The sequence below is a fragment of the Paenibacillus apis genome (assembly GCF_018333295.1).
Lineage (GTDB): Bacteria > Bacillota > Bacilli > Paenibacillales > Paenibacillaceae > Fontibacillus > Fontibacillus antibioticophila.
In genome coordinates this window covers 83585-105936 of record NZ_BORS01000001.1, presented here as the reverse complement: position 1 = coordinate 105936, position 22352 = coordinate 83585, and the positions used below count along the sequence as shown (strand labels likewise).

20 protein-coding genes are annotated in these 22352 nt (G+C 49.3%); all 20 read right to left on the bottom strand.

Annotated elements, in window-relative coordinates; all coding sequences use genetic code 11:
* Positions 1-4: 4 nt before the first annotated feature.
* The 20 genes from KI362_RS00425 to KI362_RS00330 all read right to left on the bottom strand — a co-directional run bounded on the left by KI362_RS00425 (position 5) and on the right by KI362_RS00330 (position 22343).
* A complete protein-coding gene (locus KI362_RS00425; RefSeq protein ID WP_301624045.1) occupies positions 5-868 on the bottom strand; it encodes a patatin-like phospholipase family protein in 864 nt (287 codons plus the stop codon).
* Positions 865-1071 carry a hypothetical protein gene (locus KI362_RS00420; protein ID WP_301624044.1) on the bottom strand — a complete coding sequence of 69 codons (207 nt, stop codon included), beginning with the start codon at positions 1069-1071 and terminating at the stop codon, positions 865-867. Before KI362_RS00420 ends, KI362_RS00425 begins: the two co-directional genes overlap by 4 nt.
* Positions 1068-1322, bottom strand: a complete 255-nt coding sequence (locus KI362_RS00415) for a GtrA family protein (protein WP_301624042.1) — start codon at positions 1320-1322, stop codon at positions 1068-1070. Before KI362_RS00415 ends, KI362_RS00420 begins: the two co-directional genes overlap by 4 nt.
* On the bottom strand, positions 1307-2446 hold the full coding sequence (locus KI362_RS00410; protein ID WP_301624040.1) for a glycosyltransferase family 4 protein: 1140 nt from the start codon (positions 2444-2446) through the stop codon (positions 1307-1309). Before KI362_RS00410 ends, KI362_RS00415 begins: the two co-directional genes overlap by 16 nt.
* A gap of 11 nt (positions 2447-2457) precedes the next feature.
* On the bottom strand, positions 2458-3171 hold the full coding sequence (locus KI362_RS00405) for a response regulator transcription factor (RefSeq protein WP_301624038.1): 714 nt from the start codon (positions 3169-3171) through the stop codon (positions 2458-2460).
* Positions 3168-4610: a HAMP domain-containing sensor histidine kinase gene (locus KI362_RS00400; RefSeq protein ID WP_301624036.1), complete on the bottom strand. Its 1443-nt coding sequence runs from the start codon at positions 4608-4610 to the stop codon at positions 3168-3170. The genes KI362_RS00405 and KI362_RS00400 overlap by 4 nt, the downstream gene beginning before the upstream one ends.
* 337 nt (positions 4611-4947) lie before the next feature.
* A complete protein-coding gene (locus KI362_RS00395; RefSeq protein WP_301624034.1) occupies positions 4948-6345 on the bottom strand; it encodes an ABC transporter substrate-binding protein in 1398 nt (465 codons plus the stop codon).
* A gap of 28 nt (positions 6346-6373) precedes the next feature.
* Positions 6374-7483: an efflux RND transporter periplasmic adaptor subunit gene (locus KI362_RS00390; protein WP_301624032.1), complete on the bottom strand. Its 1110-nt coding sequence runs from the start codon at positions 7481-7483 to the stop codon at positions 6374-6376.
* A 58-nt stretch (positions 7484-7541) separates the two neighbouring features.
* Positions 7542-8390 (bottom strand): carbohydrate ABC transporter permease, encoded by an 849-nt coding sequence (locus tag KI362_RS00385; RefSeq protein WP_301624030.1) that lies wholly within the window; start codon positions 8388-8390, stop codon positions 7542-7544.
* Between the two features lie 10 nt (positions 8391-8400).
* A complete protein-coding gene (locus tag KI362_RS00380) occupies positions 8401-9264 on the bottom strand; it encodes a carbohydrate ABC transporter permease (protein ID WP_301624028.1) in 864 nt (287 codons plus the stop codon).
* 112 nt (positions 9265-9376) lie between these two features.
* Positions 9377-10870: a sensor histidine kinase gene (locus KI362_RS00375; RefSeq protein WP_301624026.1), complete on the bottom strand. Its 1494-nt coding sequence runs from the start codon at positions 10868-10870 to the stop codon at positions 9377-9379.
* Complete coding sequence (locus KI362_RS00370; protein WP_301624024.1) at positions 10867-11538, bottom strand: response regulator transcription factor; 672 nt, start codon at positions 11536-11538, stop codon at positions 10867-10869. The genes KI362_RS00375 and KI362_RS00370 overlap by 4 nt, the downstream gene beginning before the upstream one ends.
* Before the next feature lie 156 nt (positions 11539-11694).
* A complete protein-coding gene (locus tag KI362_RS00365) occupies positions 11695-12489 on the bottom strand; it encodes a DUF4367 domain-containing protein (protein WP_301624022.1) in 795 nt (264 codons plus the stop codon).
* Between the two features lie 134 nt (positions 12490-12623).
* Positions 12624-13628 carry a DUF4367 domain-containing protein gene (locus KI362_RS00360; RefSeq protein WP_301624020.1) on the bottom strand — a complete coding sequence of 335 codons (1005 nt, stop codon included), beginning with the start codon at positions 13626-13628 and terminating at the stop codon, positions 12624-12626.
* The gene (locus KI362_RS00355; protein WP_301624019.1) at positions 13597-14169 is read right to left on the bottom strand and encodes an RNA polymerase sigma factor; all 573 of its coding nucleotides are present in this window, start codon (positions 14167-14169) and stop codon (positions 13597-13599) included. Before KI362_RS00355 ends, KI362_RS00360 begins: the two co-directional genes overlap by 32 nt.
* A 170-nt stretch (positions 14170-14339) precedes the next feature.
* Complete coding sequence (locus tag KI362_RS00350) at positions 14340-15851, bottom strand: carbohydrate-binding protein (RefSeq protein ID WP_301624626.1); 1512 nt, start codon at positions 15849-15851, stop codon at positions 14340-14342.
* Positions 15852-16223: 372 nt separating this feature from the next.
* A complete protein-coding gene (locus KI362_RS00345; RefSeq protein WP_301624018.1) occupies positions 16224-17780 on the bottom strand; it encodes a response regulator transcription factor in 1557 nt (518 codons plus the stop codon).
* A 74-nt stretch (positions 17781-17854) separates the two neighbouring features.
* On the bottom strand, positions 17855-19612 hold the full coding sequence (locus KI362_RS00340) for a cache domain-containing sensor histidine kinase (RefSeq protein WP_301624016.1): 1758 nt from the start codon (positions 19610-19612) through the stop codon (positions 17855-17857).
* Positions 19613-19783: 171 nt separating this feature from the next.
* Positions 19784-21421, bottom strand: a complete 1638-nt coding sequence (locus KI362_RS00335; RefSeq protein WP_301624015.1) for an extracellular solute-binding protein — start codon at positions 21419-21421, stop codon at positions 19784-19786.
* A gap of 49 nt (positions 21422-21470) precedes the next feature.
* Entirely contained in the window at positions 21471-22343 is an 873-nt protein-coding gene (locus tag KI362_RS00330) for a carbohydrate ABC transporter permease (protein ID WP_044479557.1), read from the bottom strand.
* Between the last annotated feature and the right edge of the window lie 9 nt (positions 22344-22352).

Here is a 22352-nt window from a genome sequence, read left to right as displayed (position 1 = left end):
ACTCTTATCCAAGCAGAAAGCTGTGCAACGCTTCTTTCTTCTGTTGCATTTCTGTATAACCTTGCATATATAATTCCTGAAGAACCAGCTTATTGCGTTCCATTCTCCCGGCGATCAGCGGCTTCTCGGGACAAATGAGAAAAACATCCCGATCCCGATCCATTTTTTGAATATCCTGCGTTGTCTGATTGTATCGTTCATGCCTGTTTTTCAACAATTTGATTAACTCTGGATACTGCCTGAATAATCGGCGGTATGCCCATCCGAGGCTGCTGGGTTTCTTGATATATCCCCGGTTTCTTGTCAGAATGACCACATTTCTCCGATATCCCCGCTCGATGGACGGTTTGATAGGAATCGGATCGGCTACGCCTCCATCAACCAGAAGCTTGTCTTCAAAGGCAACGCTTGGAGCAAAAACAGGCAAACTGCTTGAAGCGCGGGCGAGCGTGAACAGAATTTCCTGCGATGGAAAGGTGTCATGATAGACGGCCGATCCCGTTAAGATGTCCGTAGTGCTGATCAGAAACCTGACGCCGGATTCGGTGAAGGTCCGATAATCAAAGGGCGCTACCTTCTCCGGGACGAGTTGAAACAGCAAGTCCATTCGAAACAACTCTTTGTGAGTCATCATGTGCTTGAACGAAATAATCCGGTGGTTGTCCGTCAGATAGTTGTAAGCCTCGAAAATCTGACCTCTCTGTTCAGAAATATAATAACTGCCGATCAATGCGCTGGAAGAAGACGAAGCGACCAACGGAAATTTCAAGCCCCAATCGCTTAAGCAATCCAGGACTCCCGCCGTGTAAATGCCCCTCATCCCTCCGCCTTCCAGAACAAGGCCTACGTCATTCACTAATCTTGTCAATGATACCTCTCCCCCAGGGCGTTCATTTCTCTAAATACCAAATATTTGATAAACAGAAAGCTTGAAATCGAGGAGGTCGCCCCCGAGATTCCCAATGCCGCATTGTAGCGAATCCAGTTCGGCCAACCGAGAGGGGCGAGCAGCGCATTTACGGCCAGAAAAGCAATATAGTTAATGCCCAGACTAGCCACCGATTGGATCACAAATCCAAATCGCTGCCTCTTCGTTCCTCTAGCAAGTCTTTGAACGTGACTCTTGAATTCCAGAAGTAGCTATTCAACACGGCCATGACATAGGAGACCACATTAAACATTCCCAACAGGACTTCACCTGGGTCCGGTTGAATCAAGAGCAGGCTGTTCATCGTTATTACTGCTACGGCCGTATTCAGCAAGGCGATAGATGCAAACTGAACGAATTGCTTGATATTCCGCTGCTTTATGGCATTCTCCATTCGTCCCGATCGTTTCCCTTCTTTGCCGTTTGCCGATAATAGTCCAGCGCCTGCTCTGCGACTTCCTTCCAACCTTTCCCCATACTCTCTTGATAAGCCGCAGCCGACATGGCGTCTCTCGTCCGCTTGTCTTCAAACCGCCGAACAGCGGCAATGAATCCAACGGGATCAGCCGGGTCGAACAAATAACCGGTGCTTTCGTGTTGGATCTGCTCGCAGGTCGGTCCGCTTCTCGCTGCGACGACCGGCAGACCGGACGCCATCGCTTCAAGCAGAACCAGCCCCAACGTCTCGGTCGTGGACGGAAAAACGAAAACATCGGAGGAAGCAAACGCTGCGGCAAGCTCCTGTCCATACAAGAAACCTGTAAAAAGGGTAGCGGTACCGGCAAAATGTTGTTCCAGCGCATCGCGGTGCGGCCCGTCGCCAACAATCACCAACACGAACTGATCGGAGGCATCGAAGATATCCCGTATTTTTTCGATTTCCTTTTCTGCCGCAAGTCTCCCCACGTAGAGCAAAATTCTCTTGTCCGGAAACCCTTGGGACAACCGTTTCCGCACGCTTGCATCATATCTGTCGGGGTGAAATAATTGGCTGTCCACACCGCGGCCCCATAACTTCACATTGCGAAATTTGCGATGAACCAATTCTTCACGAACCGTTCGGGATGTGCACAAATTGATTGATGCCCGGTTGTGCAGCAACCGCAAGTACAGCCATAAAAGTCCTTTCATGAATGGAAGTCCGTAAAAGTCCAGATACCGGGAAAGATTCGTATGGTAAGAAGCCAGCAAGGGAATGCGCAATTTCTTCGCGTAATAGATGCCGGCCGCGCCAAGCAACGCCGGATTGACGACGTGTACGATATCAGGGGCGTATTCCTTCAGTAACATTCCGACTTTACGGCTAGGCAAAGCGAATCTTTTGGTGCGATAAAAAGGAAGCGTGCTTGTCGGCAGTCCCTGAATGCGGGCATCGCCAAATTGGGAGATGCCTAAATCGGGCGCAAGAATCGTTACCTCATGTCCTGCTTTCAAGTAGTGCTGTATGGACGCCGTTAAGCGCGTAACAATTCCATCCGTTGAAGGAAGAAACGTTTCTGTTACGATAGCAATTCTCATCCCGTCCCTCCTCAGATTTTGTTGAAGCGATAGCCGGCGCCCCACACCGTATCGATATATTGCGGATTGCTGCTATCCTTCTCGATTTTCGATCTGATACGGTTGATGTGTACGGTGACCGTCGCATTGTCGCCAATATAATCGCCTCCCCAGATTCGTTCGAAGAGCTTCTCCTTGGAAAACACGATATTAGGATGACTGGAAAGAAATAGAAGCAGCTCGAATTCCCGGGTTGTCAGCTTCACTTCTTCCCCTCGGACAAATACTTTGTAACCCTGGGGTACGATGTACAGATCCTCTACCGCAATGACTTCCTCAGCTCCTTTTGGGAAAGCCCCCCTTTCTTTGCTTCCGCTGGTCAGCCGTTCGTAGCGAGCAAGATGCGATTTGACTCGCGCCACAAGTTCTGCCGGGTCGAAGGGCTTTGATATATAATCATCCGCGCCGAGCCCCAATCCCCGAATGCGATCTACAGATTCGGTTTTGGCCGTCACCAATAAGATGGGCACATCGTACACATCGCGAATTTCCTTGCATAACTCAAATCCATCCCTAAACGGCATCATGACGTCCAGCAGCAGCAAATCGTATCGTTTTGCTTTCAGCATTTCAAGGGCCATAACGCCGTCGGTGGCAATTTCCGCCTTAATGTGATGGATTTCTAGATAATCCCTCTCGATCGCGGCTATCTCTTTATCGTCTTCAGCAATTAACACACACTTCATTGCTTCTCCTCCTCGACCGGAAGTTCAATAATAATCGCTAAACCATGGTTGCTCTCTGCTGAGATGCTTCCGCCATGGGCAATCACAATTCTTTTCGCAATCGCCAGCCCAAGTCCGCTTCCCTGCGTGGCAGTATTGCGTGATTCATCTCCCCGGTAGAAGCTGTCAAACAGCCGATTCAGCTGTTCCGTGGATACCCCTGCCCCGTCGTCCTCTATGCGAATGACCACATGACCATTCTGTTCGAACAACGTAACCGTAATGTGGAGCTGTTGGTTCGAATTGTGCTTGATGCTGTTATCGAGTATATTCGTCATGGCGCGCGTCATCTGCTCGCCGTCCATCCACACTTTCTGATCGGTACAGCGGCTGTTCAGGGTCAGAACGGCATTGCCCTTCTTCAAGTCGTATTCCAGCGAATCCAGCAGCGTCACGATGAAATTCTGAATGGAAACCGATTTGAACGTATAAGGGAACGTGTCGGTTTCAAGCCTTGAGAATAAAAACAAGGAGTTGATCAGGCTTTCGATTACGCAGGCCTTGCGATAAACCACGTCCAAATATTCCTTTTGCTTATCGGGCGTTTTGGCAATATCATCTTGTAATCCCTTCACATAGCTTTTGATGGAGGTAAGGGGCGTCCGAAGATCGTGGGAAATCCCGGCAAGCATTTCATTTCGGTCCCGTTCGTATTTCTCATTTTTCTTCATATTCGCTTTTAGCTGATGCTGCATTTGATTAAAGGAGTCGCAGACCTTCTCCAGTTCCTCGGCACCATGACAAGAAATATCCTGACTAAGATCCCCCTCCTGAATACGCTGCGCTCCGGCACAAAGGTGGTTAAGCGGAACCATAATTTTCTCGATGATCCTATTGGCAAAATACAAGCTTACCAGGATGACCGTAATGACAGCGGCCGAGATGATGAGAATTGAAATCATCGTAAATGCAACCGTACGGCCAGCACCGTCTTCCCGATCGAGGAACCGCGCTACGACCAATGTAACCGGCGTCGTATCGGTCTCTATCCTATTCCACCACAGATATAAATCGTCATCCGGAACCCAAAGCGATTGATTGGCCGTATATAGATGGTCCTGGGAAAGGTATTTGGAAATATGCGAATATTCCTTATCGCTCATGTTCGTAACCAGCGTTTGTCCGTCCTGTTTGGCATAAACAAAATAGTTCTTGTCGCTGAATCGATTCATCAACTCGTTCTGAACCTCCGCCTGTTCCGAAATCGCGTTCATGTCGACTTCATCCATAATGCTCATCATTTCGAGAAAGGTTTCATTCATCGGACTAATCTCTTTAGAATCCGTAGAGAAGAGTGCCTTCACAATGAAGACGAATATGGAACCGATAATCAGTATAGCGACAAGCGGAATCACAACCATCAACAGATTGTAATTGAATAATCTCTTCTTTATCGTCACTTCAGGATCTCCCTTATCATTTACTCTATTTTCTTAACCATAGTGACTATATGGATGATTGTCGAGCTTAACAATAACAGGCCGAAGAATCCGCCTCGCCGCCGAACTCTTGAAGGATCCGCTTGTCCTAGTAGGAATACATGGAACACCCCCAAACCGCTAGACTACCCAACAACATTGATGCTGAATACATTAAGGATAAAATACAGATGTAAATTCCAAAGGTAAAAGATATAAACATTTTATAAACTGCAATCGTTCCTTCCATCTTCGAGCAATGCAAAGACCCACCTTCGGCGCGCAAGCTTAGGGTGGGTCTTTACTTTGACATTTAAAACTATTCGTTCAAGTAGAGCTGGATACGGTTTTGAATCGTTGCAGCCACTTCCTCGGCTGATTTCTGGCCAGCAAAAAAAGCGCTGGATTCTTCCTCTATAATGCTCATGAGGCGGGGGTCGCTGTCCAAGAACCGTCCCGGTTTTTCAGCAAATTGCATAATTTTCCGGAGTGTTTCCTTATCTACCACAGCAGATTGATCTGTATTGGGATCGCTTTTTTGATCCCCGCCCATCGATTGGGTTTGGGCTGAAGAATTTTTCAACTGATTCGTCAATGCTGCTTCCAAAGCTGCTTTATGGATAGGAAACGACATAAACTGGGCGGGGTGAGATTGCATTTCTTCAGAGATCAGATATTTCATGAAATCCCACGCTTCTTGTTTAACCGCCGACTTCTCATTGATCGCCAGCATCAGGTTTGAGGAATATACCATACCGTTCTTATCGCCGCTGGAAGGCAGATTCAAGATTTGGCGATTATATTGCAAGGCCTGATACAACATGACAGGCGCATAAAACGTTTCATCTCGGAATAGATCCCGGTCTTCAATCAGCAAATTGTAATCCTCCGATAAAAGCCCGTTTTGATACATGTCACGCACATTGTTTAATAGCTGGATAAAGGCTGGAGAATCAAACTTCGCTTGTTTGCTCTTTGAATCGATATATTGATTAAATTCACCCAGTACCATCTTGGAAAGAAGGCTGGATGGCGACGCGGCTCCCATTACTCCCAATGTGCTGTCCTTATCTACCATCTCCTTGCCTTTGTTTAGCAGGTCGTTCCACGTCCAATTGGCTTCATCCACTTGTAAATCTGAAGGGCCGAGTCCGCTGGTTAGCGCGTGAATCCAGAATACGATCGGCATGGCAACCAGCTTGCCTTCATGCTTCGCCGCATCAAACACATTGGTGAAATAATCCTGACTGACGAAATCTTGATCGTTCTTCATGAACTCGCCGATGTCTGCGAGCAAATTTCTATCCGCGTACTGGCCGTAATTCAGATGGTTTACTGAAATCAGGTCAGGCCCTTTACCCGACATTAGCTCCGTATTCATCGCATTTCGGTAGGTTTCCAATTCCGCAGGATTGATATCTCCTCCAATATGAAGCGCCTGTCCGGGGGCTCTGTCCGGAGTAGTCAAATATTCCTTAATCACGATATCAATATCCGAATGGGCCTGTTCGTAAGTCTGAGCCGCTTGATCCAGCCAGCCATTAGGATCTTTTTGGATCACGGAAAGGGTCACAACGGTTTTCCCCTCTTTCGTCGCGGACGCATTCCCCTTTTCACTGACATTGATACCATTTTCACCACCGGAACCGGAACGATTGCATGCGGTCAGAGAGACGCATACCATAAGAGCCACGATTCCTAAAAGCCATTTTTTCATTGCTGATAACTCCTTTCGTTTTCAACGTTTACCATCTTACTTGATCTCCTTCATTCAACGGCTCACTGCTTTCCGCAACGATCCGTTCCTCACCCATTAAGCCGTTTAGTACAACCTGCTTTGTTGCATCCGCTTTTCCCAACGTTACATATCGTTTTTGAATCGTAAATTGATTGCCAAGCGGTCCTTTCTTTTCATCCACGACATAGAGATATTTTCCCTGGTTGTCGGTATGCACCACATCCTTTGGAATCGTCAGCTCGGCTCGGCCGGACTTTTTCTCCCATTGAATCCCTACACGTTCACCTCCCTTTAAGTCGGATTTAGTTACTATAAAAGTCAGTTTTTTGCCTGAAACAGGGTCATTTGCCGCCGTTCCGCCTGCCTCTGCATTCCGTTCGCCGGCATCTTCTATCTTGTCCAGGGTGGCCTGAACGGTCTGTCCTGTATTTCCATTGACGTACAACCGCACCTCCTCACCGATCTCCAGATGGCTTGCAAGTTCCGCATCGACGGTCAACTCCCACATCAAGCCTTGGCTCAAGTCGGCGATTTGTACGGCCGGCTGACCCGGATTGGACGCCGTACCCAATGTGGCGTTCACCTCAGTGACCACACCCTCAACCGGTGAAACAAGGGTGGCTTGCGAATCATTTTTTTCTTGCAGCGTGCGGATTTTTCGTTCCTGTATCTCGATATCCAGCTTCAGGTTTTCCATGTCGATTCGGGCATTCCGCAAGGTCGGCTCGTCCCCGGATTGAATCGTCAATTTGTAGTTTTCTTGCATTTGTTCAAGACGAAGTTGCTGTTGCTTTAATCGGCTTTTCTCATCAAGCAAAGTGTTACGGGCCGTTGAGTCATCAAGTTTAACCAATACCTGGCCTTTCGCGACCGAATCCCCAACCTCCACATCGATTTGTTTCACATTCCAGCCGGACGGATCATATACCGGTACAACGTTCCGATGGAGCAGCGTGCCCTCGCCTTCAATAGTGAAGGTTAATTCCTGAAAACTTGCCGTATCCGTTTTGACTTTAGGCAGCGTGATTTGCCGAATCGTGTTTGAGAAGAAGGTGACGATCAACAGCAGTCCGAAAAAGAGTGCCGCGGTCCATCTTACTTTCTTTTTTCGATTCATTTGGGAATGTTCCACGCCTTCCATACCCGCTCCCCTCTCTTTCCTGGTTCCTGGTGTCTTAGCCCTTGACCCCTGATAATTGAATCCCCTCGATCAGGTCATTTTCTGCGTACAAAAAAATAAACAACATCGGCAGCATATACAGCACAGCAGCCGCAAAAGCAAGGCCGAACTCTCCCTCATTGATTTGAGCCAAATAGATAGACAACGGGCGCAAGTAAGCATCCTGTAAAAAGATCAGCGGTTGTTCTACCATATTCCAGTAATCAATGAAAACAAGAATCGTAAGTGCGGCTATGCCTGGTTTGGACATCGGTAGAATAATATGAGTAAAGATGGTCCAGTACCCCGCTCCGTCCATTTGGGCGGCCTCCGGATAAGCGCGGGGAATGCCGATCATGAATTGTCGAACCAGGAATACGCCAAAGGCCGAGAAGATGCCGGGAAGAATAATGGATAATCGGCTGTCCAGTAAACCGAGCCAGTCCATCGCCAGATAATTCGGAACTAATGTGACTTGAAATGGCATCAGCATGGTGATGATATAAAGAAAAAACAAGCTGTCCCTGCCCAAAAAGGAGAATTGGGAGAAAGCAAAGGCGGCCATGGTTGCAACTGCGACTTGTCCTAGCACAATCGGAACGACAAGCAGGACGGAATTCCAAAACAGGATCAGAAATTGCAGGCGATCAAAGAGCAGGGTCTTGTATTGCTCCAGGCTCACCCAATCCGGAATCCACTTCAACTGGAGGTATTCGTTTGCAGCACCTCCAAGACTGTAATTAAATTGGATTTCCGATTCGGTCATTAATGAATTGCTTAGGGTAAAGTAAAGCGGAATGAGCATAAGGATCGCCAGGACGACCAGAATCACAGTCATAACGATGGTTGATAATGAGACTCTCATCAGTCCCTCCTTAGTTCGTGTTGAATTTTCGTTCAAAATGAAACAAGATCGTCACCATGAAGACAATCACCGCAGCCATTAAAAAGGAGGCCGCCGTCAGCTTCTGATAATCCAACGCCTGAAACATATTGTTCATATAGTGCTGCAGCATATAGATGCTTTCATGGGGATAATCGCCTGCGATCAGGTACGTTTCCCGGAACACCTTAAACGAACTGACAATCGACATGATCAAGACAAAGAAATTGGTTGGCATAAGACAAACCAGCGTAATCGAAGTGAATTTCCGAATCGGTCCCGCCCCATCCAGACTCGCTGCTTCGTAGTACTCCTCAGGGATGTTTTGCAGCCCGGCCAGAAAGAGGATCATATTGTAGCCCAGCGTCTTCCACAGATAGATTAGAAGGACAACCGCTCTTGCCCAGGAGGTATTCATCCAGTCAATCGGCGCGTGCCCCCACGAGGTCCAAATCGAATTTATGGCGCCCTGCATATCAAACAATAACTGCCAAACAACGATGATCGATGCGACCGGTACAACAAGCGGCATGACATAGGCGGCACGAAGCCAATTGCGCAGGGGCAATTTTCGGTTAAGCATAAGCGCAAGCCCCAGCGAGATGACCATCACCAAAGGCACGCCCGTTAGCGTGAAAATCGCGGTATTATGAGCTGCTTTACGAAAAGATGCGCTTTGCAGTAGTTGCACGTAATTATCCAATCCGACAAATGACCCGTTCGCAGGACTGTCAACCAGCGAATAATAGAATCCCACAAGGAAAGGCACGAGATAAAAGATCGCGAAGCCGATCAGACTTGGTGCCAAAAACATTAGGATAGCGAGTCGTTCTGAACGCAGCCATTTCCGTTTCATGTTCTTCCTACCCCTTTCTTCTGCAAGGATACCTACCCGATATGAAGTTGATGTGAGTAACCAATGAAGGGCATTTGAAGAATCCTAGGAAAATAAAAAAAAGCCCTGGCATTTATGCCAAAGGCTCGTTCTGCGGCAGCTGAACAACAAATTCAACCCCATTGCTCTGGTTGGATAAGGTATAAGTTGCTTGATGGACATCCAGCACTTTTTTGACGATATACAACCCCAAGCCGCTCCCTCCCGTTTGACGGCTTCTTGATTTGTCTATCCGATAGAAAGCTTCAAATAACCTGGGGATTTCCGCTTCGTCCAGATGGACGCCTGTATTCAGCACGCTAAGTGTAGCATACCGGCCATCCGCAGACAGATGTACAACGATACGTTCTCCCTTCGGGGTATAGTGTGCGGCATTGCCGATAATATTAGAGATCGCCTTCGCAAGCAATTGCGTATCCCCAACCACCTTGACCGATTGGGGAACACGAACCTCAAAGGCAATTTCGTTCAGTTCGCAATAGTATTGAATCGGTTCCATGATTTCATCAAGCAACTTGGACAGGTTTACGATCGTCCGCTGGGGCTGAAAGCTATCACTCTCCAGCCTGGAAATCTCAAGAATTTCATAAACCAGCTTTTCCATCTGCTTGACGATCCGATGCGACTGCGCCAGATACTTATCGCGATCCCGGTAAGGCCCGACTTGGTGAATCATCGCCTCCAATTGCCCGGAAATGGCCGTAAGCGGCGTCTTCAGCTCGTGAGAAATCGTGGCGACAAACTCCCTCCGCATGGCTTCCAATTCTTCTTTCCGCTGAATGTCGCTTTTCAACTGGGCATTGGCTTCCGTTAGTTCCTGCATCGAATGCTGCAAGTTAATGGAGAGTTTATTTAAGGAATGTGATATCTCACCAATTTCATCCTCCGAAGTGTAACTGGAACGTTCAGAAAAATCCAATAAGGCCATCCTCTTGGCCACCTTGCTCATTTGAACCAATGGCCGTGCGAAATAATGCGAATAGATGGACGCACCTCCAACGGCAATCACAAAAATGATGACCATCATATACGGAGCCAATTTCAGAACCATATTAGCCGCCTCATCAACAGGCTGCAAAGAAGCGAAGACCGACATCGAATAGCCGCCCTCCCGTTCATACCCCGGCAAGCTCAAGTCATTATGAATAATCATTTCTGCATCATTATTTGGATTTGAAGTTGACGACCTCTCATCGTCTGGAAATTCCATGGATAGCTGCAAGTGTTCCGGATTTATCTGGCCTTCCACCTCATCTCGCTCCAGAGGGAGCGGCTCCGCTACGGTAATCGCAGGAAATATAATCCGCCCTGTCGCATCCTTTACGATGACGCCGGCATTGTACGTCTGAGAAAAATCTCTGATGCGCTCTTTCCCCGCTTCCCAATTCCCTTGCGGAAAGTTTTGAAGGAGTTCCGTCAGACCATGATTCAAGTCGCTTTTCTTGTGCTGCAAATAAAACGACGGCAAGATAAAATAAAGCGTAAAATACATGATGCATGAAAGCAGGATCAGCACGGAACTTGTCACCATAAAAATTTTGAAGGAAACACTTTTATGTCTTTTCATCCTGATTTCCCCTCAATGAGATAACCTACTCCTTTAATCGTTTGGATATATGGTACGCCTATTTTCTTGCGAATGTTTTTGATATGAGCATCGACCAAACGATGATCGCCAAAGAAATCATAGCCCCATACGCGGTCCAGAATCATCTCGCGCGTAATGGTTCTCCCTGCATTTTCGATCAAATAGGCAAGAATCGCAAATTCCTTCAACGTCATTTCAATGAGCATCTCATCCAGGTAAACATTATAACTTTCGCAATCCAGACGCAGACGATCATACACTAAATCCTTGGACCGCTGAACGGGATTAGCTCGACGAAGAACCGCCTCGACTCGTTTGACAAGCACATTAAAGGAAAACGGCTTCGCCAGATAATCGTCCGCTTCTAAATCAAAGGCATGAAGCTGATCCTTCTCTTCACTTAAAGCAGTCAGGATAATAATAGGCGTCGTACTTTGCTGGCGTATCATCTTGCATACGGAATAGCCATCCATATTGGGGAGCATCACGTCCAAGAGAACGAGGTTGAAACTCCCTGTTTTGAACTTCTTATACCCCTCCGCTCCATCATTGGCCGTCTCTACCTCGTACCCCTGCGCTTTGAGATATTCACGAATTAATTCCTGAATAAATGGGTCATCTTCGATGACAAGAATCGATTCGGGCAACTGAACTCACCTTCCTTCATTCCCCCTTGATTTTCCCCATCATACTATGTGTTTATGAATTTCATATGAATTACAAGGTTCCACCATGTCAACTGGGGAATGCTGGTTGTCGCGATCCCGCTCAGGATAGAGTGATTTGCTCACTTTTTATATTGACTATTCTTCCTGCGATTTACCCTGCATGATGCTTTCCGCAACCGCTGTGAGATCTTCTTTCGTCAGCGGACTTTTCTTGTAGGAGGCAATCTCGTATTCCAACTGGTGTTCCGCATCTTCCCATTTCAGCTTGTTGGCGTAAAGGCCGTCCGAATTCGTGGAATATACGGCCTCGATCTCGCCAATGCTCAGCTTTTCCAACTTCTCGCCTTTCCCCGGCACCCGCGTGACCTCGGTAATTAGAGGATGCATTTTTTTGACACTGACCCGGATGATGTCCGAATCTTTGGCGAAGGTAAACACCGCTTCCCCGGCTTCGTTCCATTTCAGTTTTTTGGCGTAATATGTTTTACCCTTCGCCTCCGCTTTGAGCTCTTTTAGCATATCTTGATACGGTTCGCTAAGAAAATGGTAATAGGGAGGCACGATTTCTCCAGACTGAAAAGTATACCCTTCCGGGAGCCATTCCGGCTGCTTTAACTCCGGCGCTTTGTATTTGGACAACAGCTTCGTATACTCTTCGTAATCCGAACTGGTTATGGCGAGAAAGTTGAAAGACAACGAGCTGTTGGTCCCATCATACAGCACGGTTAAATCGCCGGGCTTTTTCTCTTTGGAATGGAAGATGTCCATCGCCGCTTTTTTCTGCTGTTCGAGAGTTTTCTTGGTAGAGGCTGCTTGTGTCTTTGTCGATTTCTGCGCTGCTGCGTCAGCATCCCCAAGGAAGCCGCTTGTTGAACTGAACACCAGCAGAATGCTTGCAGCGGCGATGATCGTCTTTTTCGTAAAATTCATGGATAAATCTCCTTTCGGCCAGTCAGGCACATGGTTTTGTTTACTTGTATAACACCGGAACCACCCGAAAAGGGACACTCCCAAAAAAAAGAGCCTGCCATAAGCAGACTCTCGGATCCGGCTATTATATGAAGTCATTTCACCAGGCTTCCGGCGATGCGGATCAAATCGGACTTGGACAAGGAGCTGTCCGGATTATCATAGACGGAATAAAAGACCTCCGCCTGCTCATCAAGCCACTCCAACTTGTGTTTATAGAAAACTGCCTCCGCTGCCTCCGCCGAAGCCTCCATATAAACCATCTCCTGCCCGCTGGCCGTCAGCTTCTCGACCGTCACGCCCTGGGGATGCATTGTTTTTACCGAGGAGGGATGTTTTTTTCGTTCAAAGGCGTTGATATTAATCGTATCCGACCCGTTGGTATAGCTCACGTTCGCGCTGTCCGCTTTATTCCAGGACAACGGTTTGATGAACAGTTTGGCCCCGCTGGAAGAGGATTCCGCCATCCGGATAAATTCCGGCTCCAGCTTCTTCAAATGCTCCAGGCTAGCCTCCCCTTTCGTCACACTGGGAAATACTTTCCCTGCTGCAAACGAGAACCCTTTAGGCAGATATTGGGGTTCGGGAAGCCGCGGACCGGTGGTGATCTCAAGCTGCTTCTCCAATTCTGCATAACTGCTGTACACCGTCGGTTTGTATTCGGTTTTGACCTTATTAAACTGATCATAAGCATTCAGCGTCTCGTCATGGACGTAGTAAGCCACCAGCTCTCCCGGCTTCAGCCGGGTTTGGATATGCTCTTTGTATGCGGACAGCAGCTTCTCAAATGTCTCGGCATGCGGGGTATACGCATCTTCTTTCATTTCCTTCGTTTCAACAAGGACTTCCCCTTTGGAGTTCAAAATTTGCACATACCGGGATGCCGCGTAGCCTGTTAAGGAGGTCAACACTAGAATGAGGCAGGTGATCATGGCAATGGCTCCAGTCCGGTGCCGAAACGACTTTTTGCCGCCGCGCTGTTCATGAATTTTCCGAACCCGGTCCATCACGCTCTGGCGCACATCGACGGTATCCTGCTTCCCATGGGTGAGAAGCTCCTTTATCGTTTCATCTTGAAGTGTGGCTTTGACTTTTCGCATACCCCATGTCCCCTTTCTGCTCCATCAGCTTCTGCAGCTTCAGCTTCAAGCGGCCGAACTTTTTCTTAACCGCTTCCGCGCTTTTCCCAGAAATTTCTCCAATTTCGGCAAAAGACTTCTCTTCAAGCACCCGCAAGATCAGCAAACTGCGCTCCTCTGCGCTCAAAGCGGTGATGGCGGACGAAAGCGGCTCCCCGAATAATCGGCCGGTGATCGTTTGCTCCGCGCTTTCGGTTATCGCATCCTGCCGGAACCAGCTCTGAAATTTACGTTGAACGCCGCGTTTGCGAAGCAGGTTCAGACAATGGTGGTGCGCGATTCTGTAGAGCCAGGGTGAGAAGCCAACGCTCGGTTTGTACATGTATAATTTTTCGAAGGCTTTGACCAAAATGTCCTGCACCGCATCTTCCGCCTCCTGCCGGTTTCCAAGCATTCGAATGCAATACCGGTACATCGGAGCCTGGAAAGCTTCAACGATATGCACATATTTATTAATTTCGCCCGCTTTAACTTCCAGCACGCATTTTTCCACAAACTCCATGAAGCTGCCCCCCTCTATCTAATGTATAACACTTAAGCAGCCGGAAAAGGGACAATGGGATAAAATGGGATAAACTAACTTGAACAATTGAATTTACCGCAAGAAACCCGCGTCTCATACCAGACGCGGGCTCCTCTTTTTATATAATCAATTACTACGCTCCCCCGTCCCTACTGCAACTGCCACAAAGCAGGCACATTGGCCGGCTCCCATCCCGGAAGGGAAGTATGGGCCTGGATGCAGGTATAGACGCTGCCGTTGTAGGTCACCTGGTCGTTGACACTATAGGAAACCCATGCCTGCCAGGGTTGAGCCTCGCCCGGGTTGTCCTGCGCCGCCGTTTTGCCTTGGACGGAGACGGCAGCGGAAGCATTGCCGGCGGCGTCTTTGGCGGTGACGGTAAACGTGTACGTCGTATCCGGAGACAAGCCGCTGATGGTCGCGGTGGTGGTGTTGACGTTCACGCTGCTTGTGCCGTAGACGACAGTGTAACCGGCGACGCCCACGTTGTCCGTGGAAGCGTTCCACGCCAAGGTGACGCTATTCGGCGTAGTTGCAGTCACGCGAAGCTCGCTCGGAGCGCTTGGCGGCGTTGTGTCAGGATCGGGGTTAGGCCCTGGTCCTGGGCCGGTCCCGAGACCGTCCAGATAAGCCCGGTGGGAGCGGGAAAATTCATAGTTGGCTACTTTGTCCCAGTTGATCGACCAGGTCATGAGACCCTTGAAGCCGGGATAGCCTTGCGGATTGCGCAAGGTGTAGCTGCCGCCGAACGATTGGCCTTTGATGAGATAATCGAGCGCCTTGTGCACATTGTCCGGGGTCGTATAACCGCCGCCCGCCGCCGCTTGCGTGGCCGGAAGGCCGATGAGCAGCTGCTCCGGGCGAAGCGCCGGGAATTTATAATTTGCATTGCCGCCCACGTCAAATCCCTGCAGCAGCATTTCGGCCATGGCCACTTGAAAATCTGCTGTTCCTTGAGCATAGGATTTGCCGTCAAGTCCGGTCATCGGGCCGGAGTTGTAATGCTGAACATGCAGATAATCCAATTGCTCGCGCAATGCGTAGATCACCGGCAAATAAGCGCCCCAAGGACCGCCGTACGCCACATAGCCGCCTTGCACATATGCCGTTTCCGGAGCCATTGTCAGCATGAAGTCCGAACTGTAGCTGTTCAGAATGTCCTCCACCGCGGAGATCAGATTCACAATTTTGGGCGTCGTCGGGCTTCTGAAATCCGTGTCGCCGCCGTTCAAGGACAACGAGCTTCCTTCCAGATCAATATCCAGACCGTTAAAGCCGTAAGTGTCGATAATATCCTTCATCGTTCTGACAAAATTTTGCCGAGCCTGCTCGGAAGACAGTTCTATAGTTCCGTTGGCTCCTCCGATAGAAATCAACACTTTTTTACCTTGCCCTTGGAGTTGACGAATATCGGCCTGAAAATCGCTTACGGAAGCGTTGTAAGGCTGAAAGGCCATGTTCCCGCTCGTCGATCCCCCTGCTGGCTCGGCAAACGCTACCTGAATGACGTCAAAATCCGGGGAAACCTCTCTCAGCCGAATATTGCTGGAACCATTATCAAAATTATGCCAATAGCCAACCAGCTTGCGGTCTCCCGCAGCGCCGGCAGGCTTGCCGTCAACAAATGCGGAAAACGAAAATAACGGAACAATTAGAGTCATAGCGAGCAGCCAAATACTTGCTTTACGGAATGCCTTTGCCTGAGTCAATGCTTATTCCTCCCCGCAATTTAATTTTTCGCTCCCAACCAGGAGCAGAAACTATCAGTCTATCCGTTGACCTCCTTTCCATAGATCATCAATCTCTCAAGACAATCTAAAAAATGATTACATTTGATATATTTTACATATTCCTCCATGATTCCTGCTATATTTTTCTAAAAAATCATAGTTATGAGATAAAAAGTGAAATTAGGGCTTCTTATCTGTCGAGAATCTCACTCTACGAAAGGCTTGCGGGGAATTATGACAAAAAAAAGAAACTATGGATTTGTCATAGTTTCTTGAATTTTCATATTATAATGTGTATTTTTATCAGTCATGGGAGGTTGCCGAGGTTCGCTTGCGGTATTCCTTTGGCGAAAGCCCGGCTATTTTGTTGAACATATGCGTGAAATAATTGGAATCATTGAAGCCGACGGCTTGGGCAATTTCGAAAACCTTCATGTCCGTGCTTTTGAGCAGGAGCTTGGCTTTCTGCACGCGCAGGTTCTGGATATAGGCGGTGACGCTTTCTCCGGTTTCTTTTTTGAACAGGTTGCTGAAGTAGCTGGGGTTGAGATGAACATGGGCCGCCACCTCGGCCAGACCGCACTCTTCCATATACTTTTCTTCGATAAACCGGATGGCCTGCTTGACCGGATGGTCTTTTTTGCCGGCAATCCAGTTGTTGTGGGAATGCAGAAACTCACGGATGTACACCTGCAGCCATTCCGTAATCTCTTCGGGCGACTCGCATTTGTAGACGGAGCCCCACTCGATAGAACGTGAAGCCATCCGCCATTCGGGAAACTGTACCTGCACCAGCCGGAGAAGGGCTGCGGCCAAGAGCAGGGCTTCGATTTTGGCGGTTTGCGGAGGCATATTGCCGATTCGCCCCACTTGATCCAGAAGCTCCTTGTTCAACCGGCCGTTATCTTCCGACATCAGCCAGGACACAATTTCCTTCTCCTTTTCGTAAAGCGCCGTCTGGTTAAGTAAAGCTTCATAGGCCGTGCTGCGCTCAGAGGCCGCCTCCCGGCCCGTTCCGCTGCAATACCGCTCGTAAGCCTGGCGCAAGTCCTCCGCCGTGCGGCATTGTCCTTGTCCGCTGCTGGCAAGCGCCAGCTTCAAATAATGCTGAATCGAATCGGCAAGGGTCTGCAGCCAGGATGAGGGCATTTCCGGCCGGGACTCCGCCCTGTCCGCCAATAAAGCCCATTCCGATGAACTCAAGGAGAAAAGCCGAAAGCCGCCGCCATACCATTTATGCAAATGCTCTCTAATAATGTTGCCAAGAGCAAATTGCAATAGGGGCATATCCTGAGCAGTATAATGTTTTTCTGCGGAAATATAGGCAGGGATGCTAAGAAAGTAAAGCTCGCATTCCTTCATCCGTCCGAGCAAAGCCTGCACTTCTCCATTATTGCAGGACATGCCCATAATCGCCGAGCGAAGCTGGCCGTCCTCATGCTGACGCCTCCAGTCCTCCACCAACCGCCCGGACTGATTCTCCTCGATCAGCCGTACATAGGTCTTGTCGAGCATGTTTAATATATCCGCTTCGACGCAAGGCTTCGTGATAAAGTCCAGCACTCCGAACTTGAGGGCGGACTGGGCATAAGCAAAATCCTTAAAGCCCGTGATGATCACAATCTTGGTTCCCCAGCCGCGAGCTTTGATTTCCTCGGCCAGTTCGAGTCCATCCATATGGGGCATGCGGATATCGGTTAACAGCAAGTCCGGGACGCATTGCTCCATCGAAGACAAAGCGGCCCGCCCATTGGCCGCTTCTCCCGCCACCACCCACTCGGTGGAGCGTTTCCCGGCCAGCTTGAGCAAGCCTTTGCGAAAATTCGGCTGATCCTCGGCGATAAACAGCTTGGCTTTCACTCGGTTTCCCCCTCAATGTGTTGTAGTGTTACTTCCCGAGAAGCTTCGAGCAAAACTCGCTTCAGAAGCATAGCTTAGTATTCTTGCGGCAACGTCTGAACGGGAAGCCTAATGTGAACGGTCGTGCCTTTTCCCTTGACGCTGGAAATCTCTACTCCGTAAGGAGTCCCGTACACCAGCTCAATGCGCCGCAGCACGCTTTTAAAGCCAATTCCCGTCTTGTTGTTCTCCGGCAGCGCATCCTCAACCTCCTTTAAGGCCCTTAAAGTGCTGTCATCCATGCCGCAACCGTTGTCAGCCACCTCGATATGGAGCGCTTCATCGTGTATAGCCGCCTTCACTCTAAGCACCCGGTCTTCATCCATATTGCGGAAGGCATGCACAAAAACATTTTCCACCACCGGCAGCAGCAGGCATCTCATCATCCGCAGATTCAGCAACGCCTCTTCGGCCTGAATGATCGTTTCAACCTCGCCGGTAAACAATTCGGTCTGAATCTTAATGTAATTCCGTATCTGCTGCAGTTCCTCTCCCAGCGTCGTATCGGTCTTGACGGATTGAAGCGAATACTTCAGCATCTCCGAGATGGCGTTGATCAGCAGCGCCGCCTCCGCTTGATCGTCGTTATACAGCTTCCAATACAGTTCATTGAACAGGTTGTGCAGATAATGCGGGTTCAGCTGCGCCTGAATCGCTTTTAATTCCGATTCCCGCTGGCTGATCTGGGCCAGGTACACTTTGTTGATCAGAGTGCTTACTTGCTCTGCCATGCTGTTGAAGCTCTCGCCGATAAACCCGAGCTCATCGCCGGAACGGACGCTGATCCGTGCCGAGAAATCCCCCGAGCGCAATTTTCGCAGCCCCCGCATCAGATCGGCCAGAGGCATCAGCAGGGTTCGGGTAGATAGCGTAATTAGCAGGGCGCTGAGAAGCACGACGCCAATGCCGGCAATCACGAAAATATGAATGATGTCCTTGTTTTTACGTTGAATCTCCTCCAGGGAGACTCCTCCGTATAGCGTGAAGCCTGCCGGTTCCAGGCGATGGCGGACAAATAAATAGGTGACCCCGTTCATCTTGGCATATCGGGGATCGCTGGCTTCGATCAAATGCATGAGTTGCTCCGTCTCCTCCTGATTCGTATTGGAGTAGAGCAGTCCTCCCATAGGCTCCAGCAGCAGCACCTTGCCGTTGCCGTTCTCCGTAAGATCCCTCAGCACCTTGGATACCAGGCTTTCCTCCATGACCACCACCATGGTTCCGTATGGAATAAGCTTATCGTTGAGCATCCGTCTGGCGGCGATCAATACCGTCCGGCGTCCGCCGGGGTCTACGGCACTGGGCAGACTGGCCCGTCCCCAGACAAGGTTGCCCCGATGCGACTCCAGCTTGCCGGTCACCATGGCCATCTCTTCAGGCCCGGGTTTTCCTGAAGCCCCATTTTGGGAGAGAACCGCCAGGTCTCCGTTTTCATTGAACAGAAAGATGGACCGAATCGACGGCGTATCCACTTGCAGCGTGATCAACTGCTCCTCCACGTACTTCCGGTTCTTGAATTGAGTATAGAGATCCCCTCCGGGATCAAGGCTTTCTGTGACGAACATTTCTATAGAAGGATTCAGGATAATAGATTGGGATACCCGGCTTACCTCCTGAAAGGTGAGCTCCAATCTGGCCAAAGCCTGTTCATTGGCGATCGAGAACTGCTTGCTGATCTCGTCCTCCATCAATTGGACATTTAAGCGGGAGACCAGCCACCCCGCTAATGCAAAGGCTATTGTGACCATACACGAGAGCAGTACAATCAGCTTCAGCTTGAAGCTGCCCTTCATTTTTCCGGCAATTCTCCCCGGCCAGCTTATCGGATTCAGTCTGTCTCCCTCCTCGAAAAAGATGATGCAATCCGATTGTAAACCCTTTCATCTTAATTTTAAAACAAAACTTGGCCCGGCTGCTACCGGACCAAGTTCTTATTTACTTTTTTTGCGGTGTCCCTTCCAAGCTTACTTAAGCTGAGAGCGAACCATCTCTAGTACATCATCGCCAAGGAAGGCAGTATCTTTATTTTCTTGATACCACGTGTTCATGTATTCCTCGATCTGCTTGCCGCCGCCCTTCTCCCAGGCTGCTTTGGCATCTTCGATCGCTTGCTCGGCCGTATATTTGGACCCGCCGATGATTCCTTTGACAATAATGTCTTTTACTTCTTTGTCCACGTTGGTATTGATAACGACCAGGTCGCTTGGCAGAACCGGCATATGCTCGTAGTGACTCAAAGCAGGGTATTTGGCGTCCGGATTGAGCAAGAATTGATCCGCTTGCTGCATCATTTCCAGCCCTGCCTTCTGATCCGGATCCTCCACATTAAATGCCGATACGGAGGTCAAAAATGGATTCTGCGGGAGGGAATAGAACATGGTGTAGTCCGCGGCCCAATCCACTTCTTTCGTGTTCTTTTCCAGATCAATCACGACGGGCGCGCCGTCCGCTCCCTTATTCCAATGCTCTCCCTCCAGTCCTTTTCTCAGCGTCAGCGCCGTATCCGGCTGGATCATAAAGTTGATATATTCCATCACAGCCTTGGGATCTTTGGCGGCGGCATTAACCACGGTCGTCATCTGAATCGGGTTGGTCACGTGATGGGTGAATTGTCCCATAGGTGACTTGGGCTGCATCATCGGGGCAATTTCCGCTTCCGGAACCACTCTTCTGATCGTCTTGAGATCGGTTACCGTGCTCTCAAACCAGTTATTGATTTGCGGAGGCAGGAAAACGCCCACCTTGCCGTTCAAATAGTCCTGTTTGGCTTTGGAGCCGTTCGTGTCGGCCAGGTAATCCGGATCGATCAATCCTTCCTCGAACAGTCTCTTCTTGAATTTCGTCGCCTCCAGCGTATTTTCCCAGCTGCGGATGATTGTGTCATCAGCCGAGATGGCCCAGCCGCCCGCGCCGAACATGGAATCTATCATGCCGCCGGAGGTATAGCTGATATTCGTTCCGTACGTATCCTTCTTGCCGTTGCCGTCCGGATCTTGCTCTACAAAAGCCTTCAGAACAGTAAGCAACTCATCGGTCGTCTTCGGCATCTCCAGGTTGAGCTTTTTCAACCAATCCACCCGGATGAGCGCCACGCTTTGCAGATGGGGTTCGTTAATTTTGCCGATTTCATAAAGCTTGCCATCCGGCTTGGTGCCCACCTCGCGCAGTTGAGGATACTTCTCCAGCAATTTTTCATACTCGGGGGCATATTGAAGGTAATCATCCAGAGGCAGCAGCTGCTTCTGCTGATAGAGGGAATCCCGAAAGCCCGTATCATAATCATTGACCATATCCGGCGCGCTGCCTGAAGCGAACATCACATTCAGCTTCTGGACCGCCTCCGACCGAAGCACGGGCACAAACTTGGCCTCGACCGGAGAATGTTCATTAATCCATTTAGTCCAGCGGTTCTCCTCCACGCTTCCCTCCGCGGCCGGGATATTGCCTCTGTCATAGTTGGAGACAGTAATAACGGGCTTTTTTTCTGCGCTCCCTGTCTCTGCTTTAGGTTGGCTGCAGCCAACAACCCCCGCTGTCAACACGATTGCCAGTACTGCGGATGACCAGACCTTTTTGTTCCACTTGGATGTTTGTTCAAACATTTGCAAGCTCCTCTCGATCTATGATCTATAATAAATGGATGTGTTGCCGTTAGCCTTTAATGGAACCAAGCATAATCCCTTGAACGAAATACTTTTGCAAAAACGGATATACGACCAGCATCGGCACCACCATGACCATGACGCCTACCGCCTTCAGCTTCTCGGAGATCAGCTCCTGCTGCTGCATGATATCCATCGCCATCATGTTGTCCATGCTCTGAATCTGCAGCATGCTCTGCACGACGACCGTGAGATTCTGCAGTTCCGTACGGTTGATGTACAGAATGACGTTCATGAACATGTTCCAGTAACCGACACCGTAGAATAGCGTCAATGTGGCCAGCATCGGCAGAGATAAAGGCAATATGACACGTAAAAGCAGTTGCATCTCTCCGCAGCCGTCAATCTGAGCCGCCTCCGTCACTTCACCCGGAATGTTCTCAAAGAAGCTTTTCATAATCAACATATTATAAGTGCTGATCAGCCCCACAAACCATAAGGACCAGTACGTGTTCGTCAAGTTCAGATTGTTCATCACCAGATAAGTGGGAATCATGCCGCCGCTGAATAACATCGTAAACAGCGCGGCTGTTGTTAGCGGCTTGCGGGCATACAGATAGCGGCGGGACAAAGGATATGCTGTCAGCACCGTCGTCAGCATGCTAAGCGCCGTTCCGCCCACGGTGATGATGACGCTGTTGGTAAATGCCCGCAAGGCCGGGGTATTCTGAAAAAAGTACTCATAGGCTGTAAAATCAAGGCCCACCGGCCAGAAGAAGACTTGTCCCAGATCCACCGCATGCCCTTCGCTTAAGGACAAGGCGATCAAATGAAGGAAAGGCAGAATGCAAGTGAGTGCGATGATAATTAAAACCGTATGAACGAAGACCGAAAAAATCTTTCCGCTAGTCGACTCTCTCAATGTAGTTCC

What these genes read in the sequence shown, in the direction of transcription:
- KI362_RS00395 (WP_301624034.1), bottom strand. Translation starts at nt 6,345, where the DNA reads ATGAAAAAATGGCTTTTAGGAATCGTGGCTCTTATGGTATGCGTCTCT.
- KI362_RS00335 (WP_301624015.1), bottom strand. Translation starts at nt 21,421, where the DNA reads ATGTTTGAACAAACATCCAAGTGGAACAAAAAGGTCTGGTCATCCGCA.
- KI362_RS00350 (WP_301624626.1), bottom strand. Translation starts at nt 15,851, where the DNA reads ATGACTCTAATTGTTCCGTTATTTTCGTTTTCCGCATTTGTTGACGGC.
- KI362_RS00375 (WP_301624026.1), bottom strand. Translation starts at nt 10,870, where the DNA reads ATGAAAAGACATAAAAGTGTTTCCTTCAAAATTTTTATGGTGACAAGT.
- KI362_RS00410 (WP_301624040.1), bottom strand. Translation starts at nt 2,446, where the DNA reads ATGAGAATTGCTATCGTAACAGAAACGTTTCTTCCTTCAACGGATGGA.
- KI362_RS00405 (WP_301624038.1), bottom strand. Translation starts at nt 3,171, where the DNA reads ATGAAGTGTGTGTTAATTGCTGAAGACGATAAAGAGATAGCCGCGATC.
- KI362_RS00360 (WP_301624020.1), bottom strand. Translation starts at nt 13,628, where the DNA reads ATGCGAAAAGTCAAAGCCACACTTCAAGATGAAACGATAAAGGAGCTT.
- KI362_RS00390 (WP_301624032.1), bottom strand. Translation starts at nt 7,483, where the DNA reads ATGAATCGAAAAAAGAAAGTAAGATGGACCGCGGCACTCTTTTTCGGA.
- KI362_RS00355 (WP_301624019.1), bottom strand. Translation starts at nt 14,169, where the DNA reads ATGGAGTTTGTGGAAAAATGCGTGCTGGAAGTTAAAGCGGGCGAAATT.
- KI362_RS00340 (WP_301624016.1), bottom strand. Translation starts at nt 19,612, where the DNA reads ATGAAGGGCAGCTTCAAGCTGAAGCTGATTGTACTGCTCTCGTGTATG.
- KI362_RS00365 (WP_301624022.1), bottom strand. Translation starts at nt 12,489, where the DNA reads ATGAATTTTACGAAAAAGACGATCATCGCCGCTGCAAGCATTCTGCTG.
- KI362_RS00380 (WP_301624028.1), bottom strand. Translation starts at nt 9,264, where the DNA reads ATGAAACGGAAATGGCTGCGTTCAGAACGACTCGCTATCCTAATGTTT.
- KI362_RS00385 (WP_301624030.1), bottom strand. Translation starts at nt 8,390, where the DNA reads ATGAGAGTCTCATTATCAACCATCGTTATGACTGTGATTCTGGTCGTC.
- KI362_RS00415 (WP_301624042.1), bottom strand. Translation starts at nt 1,322, where the DNA reads ATGGAGAATGCCATAAAGCAGCGGAATATCAAGCAATTCGTTCAGTTT.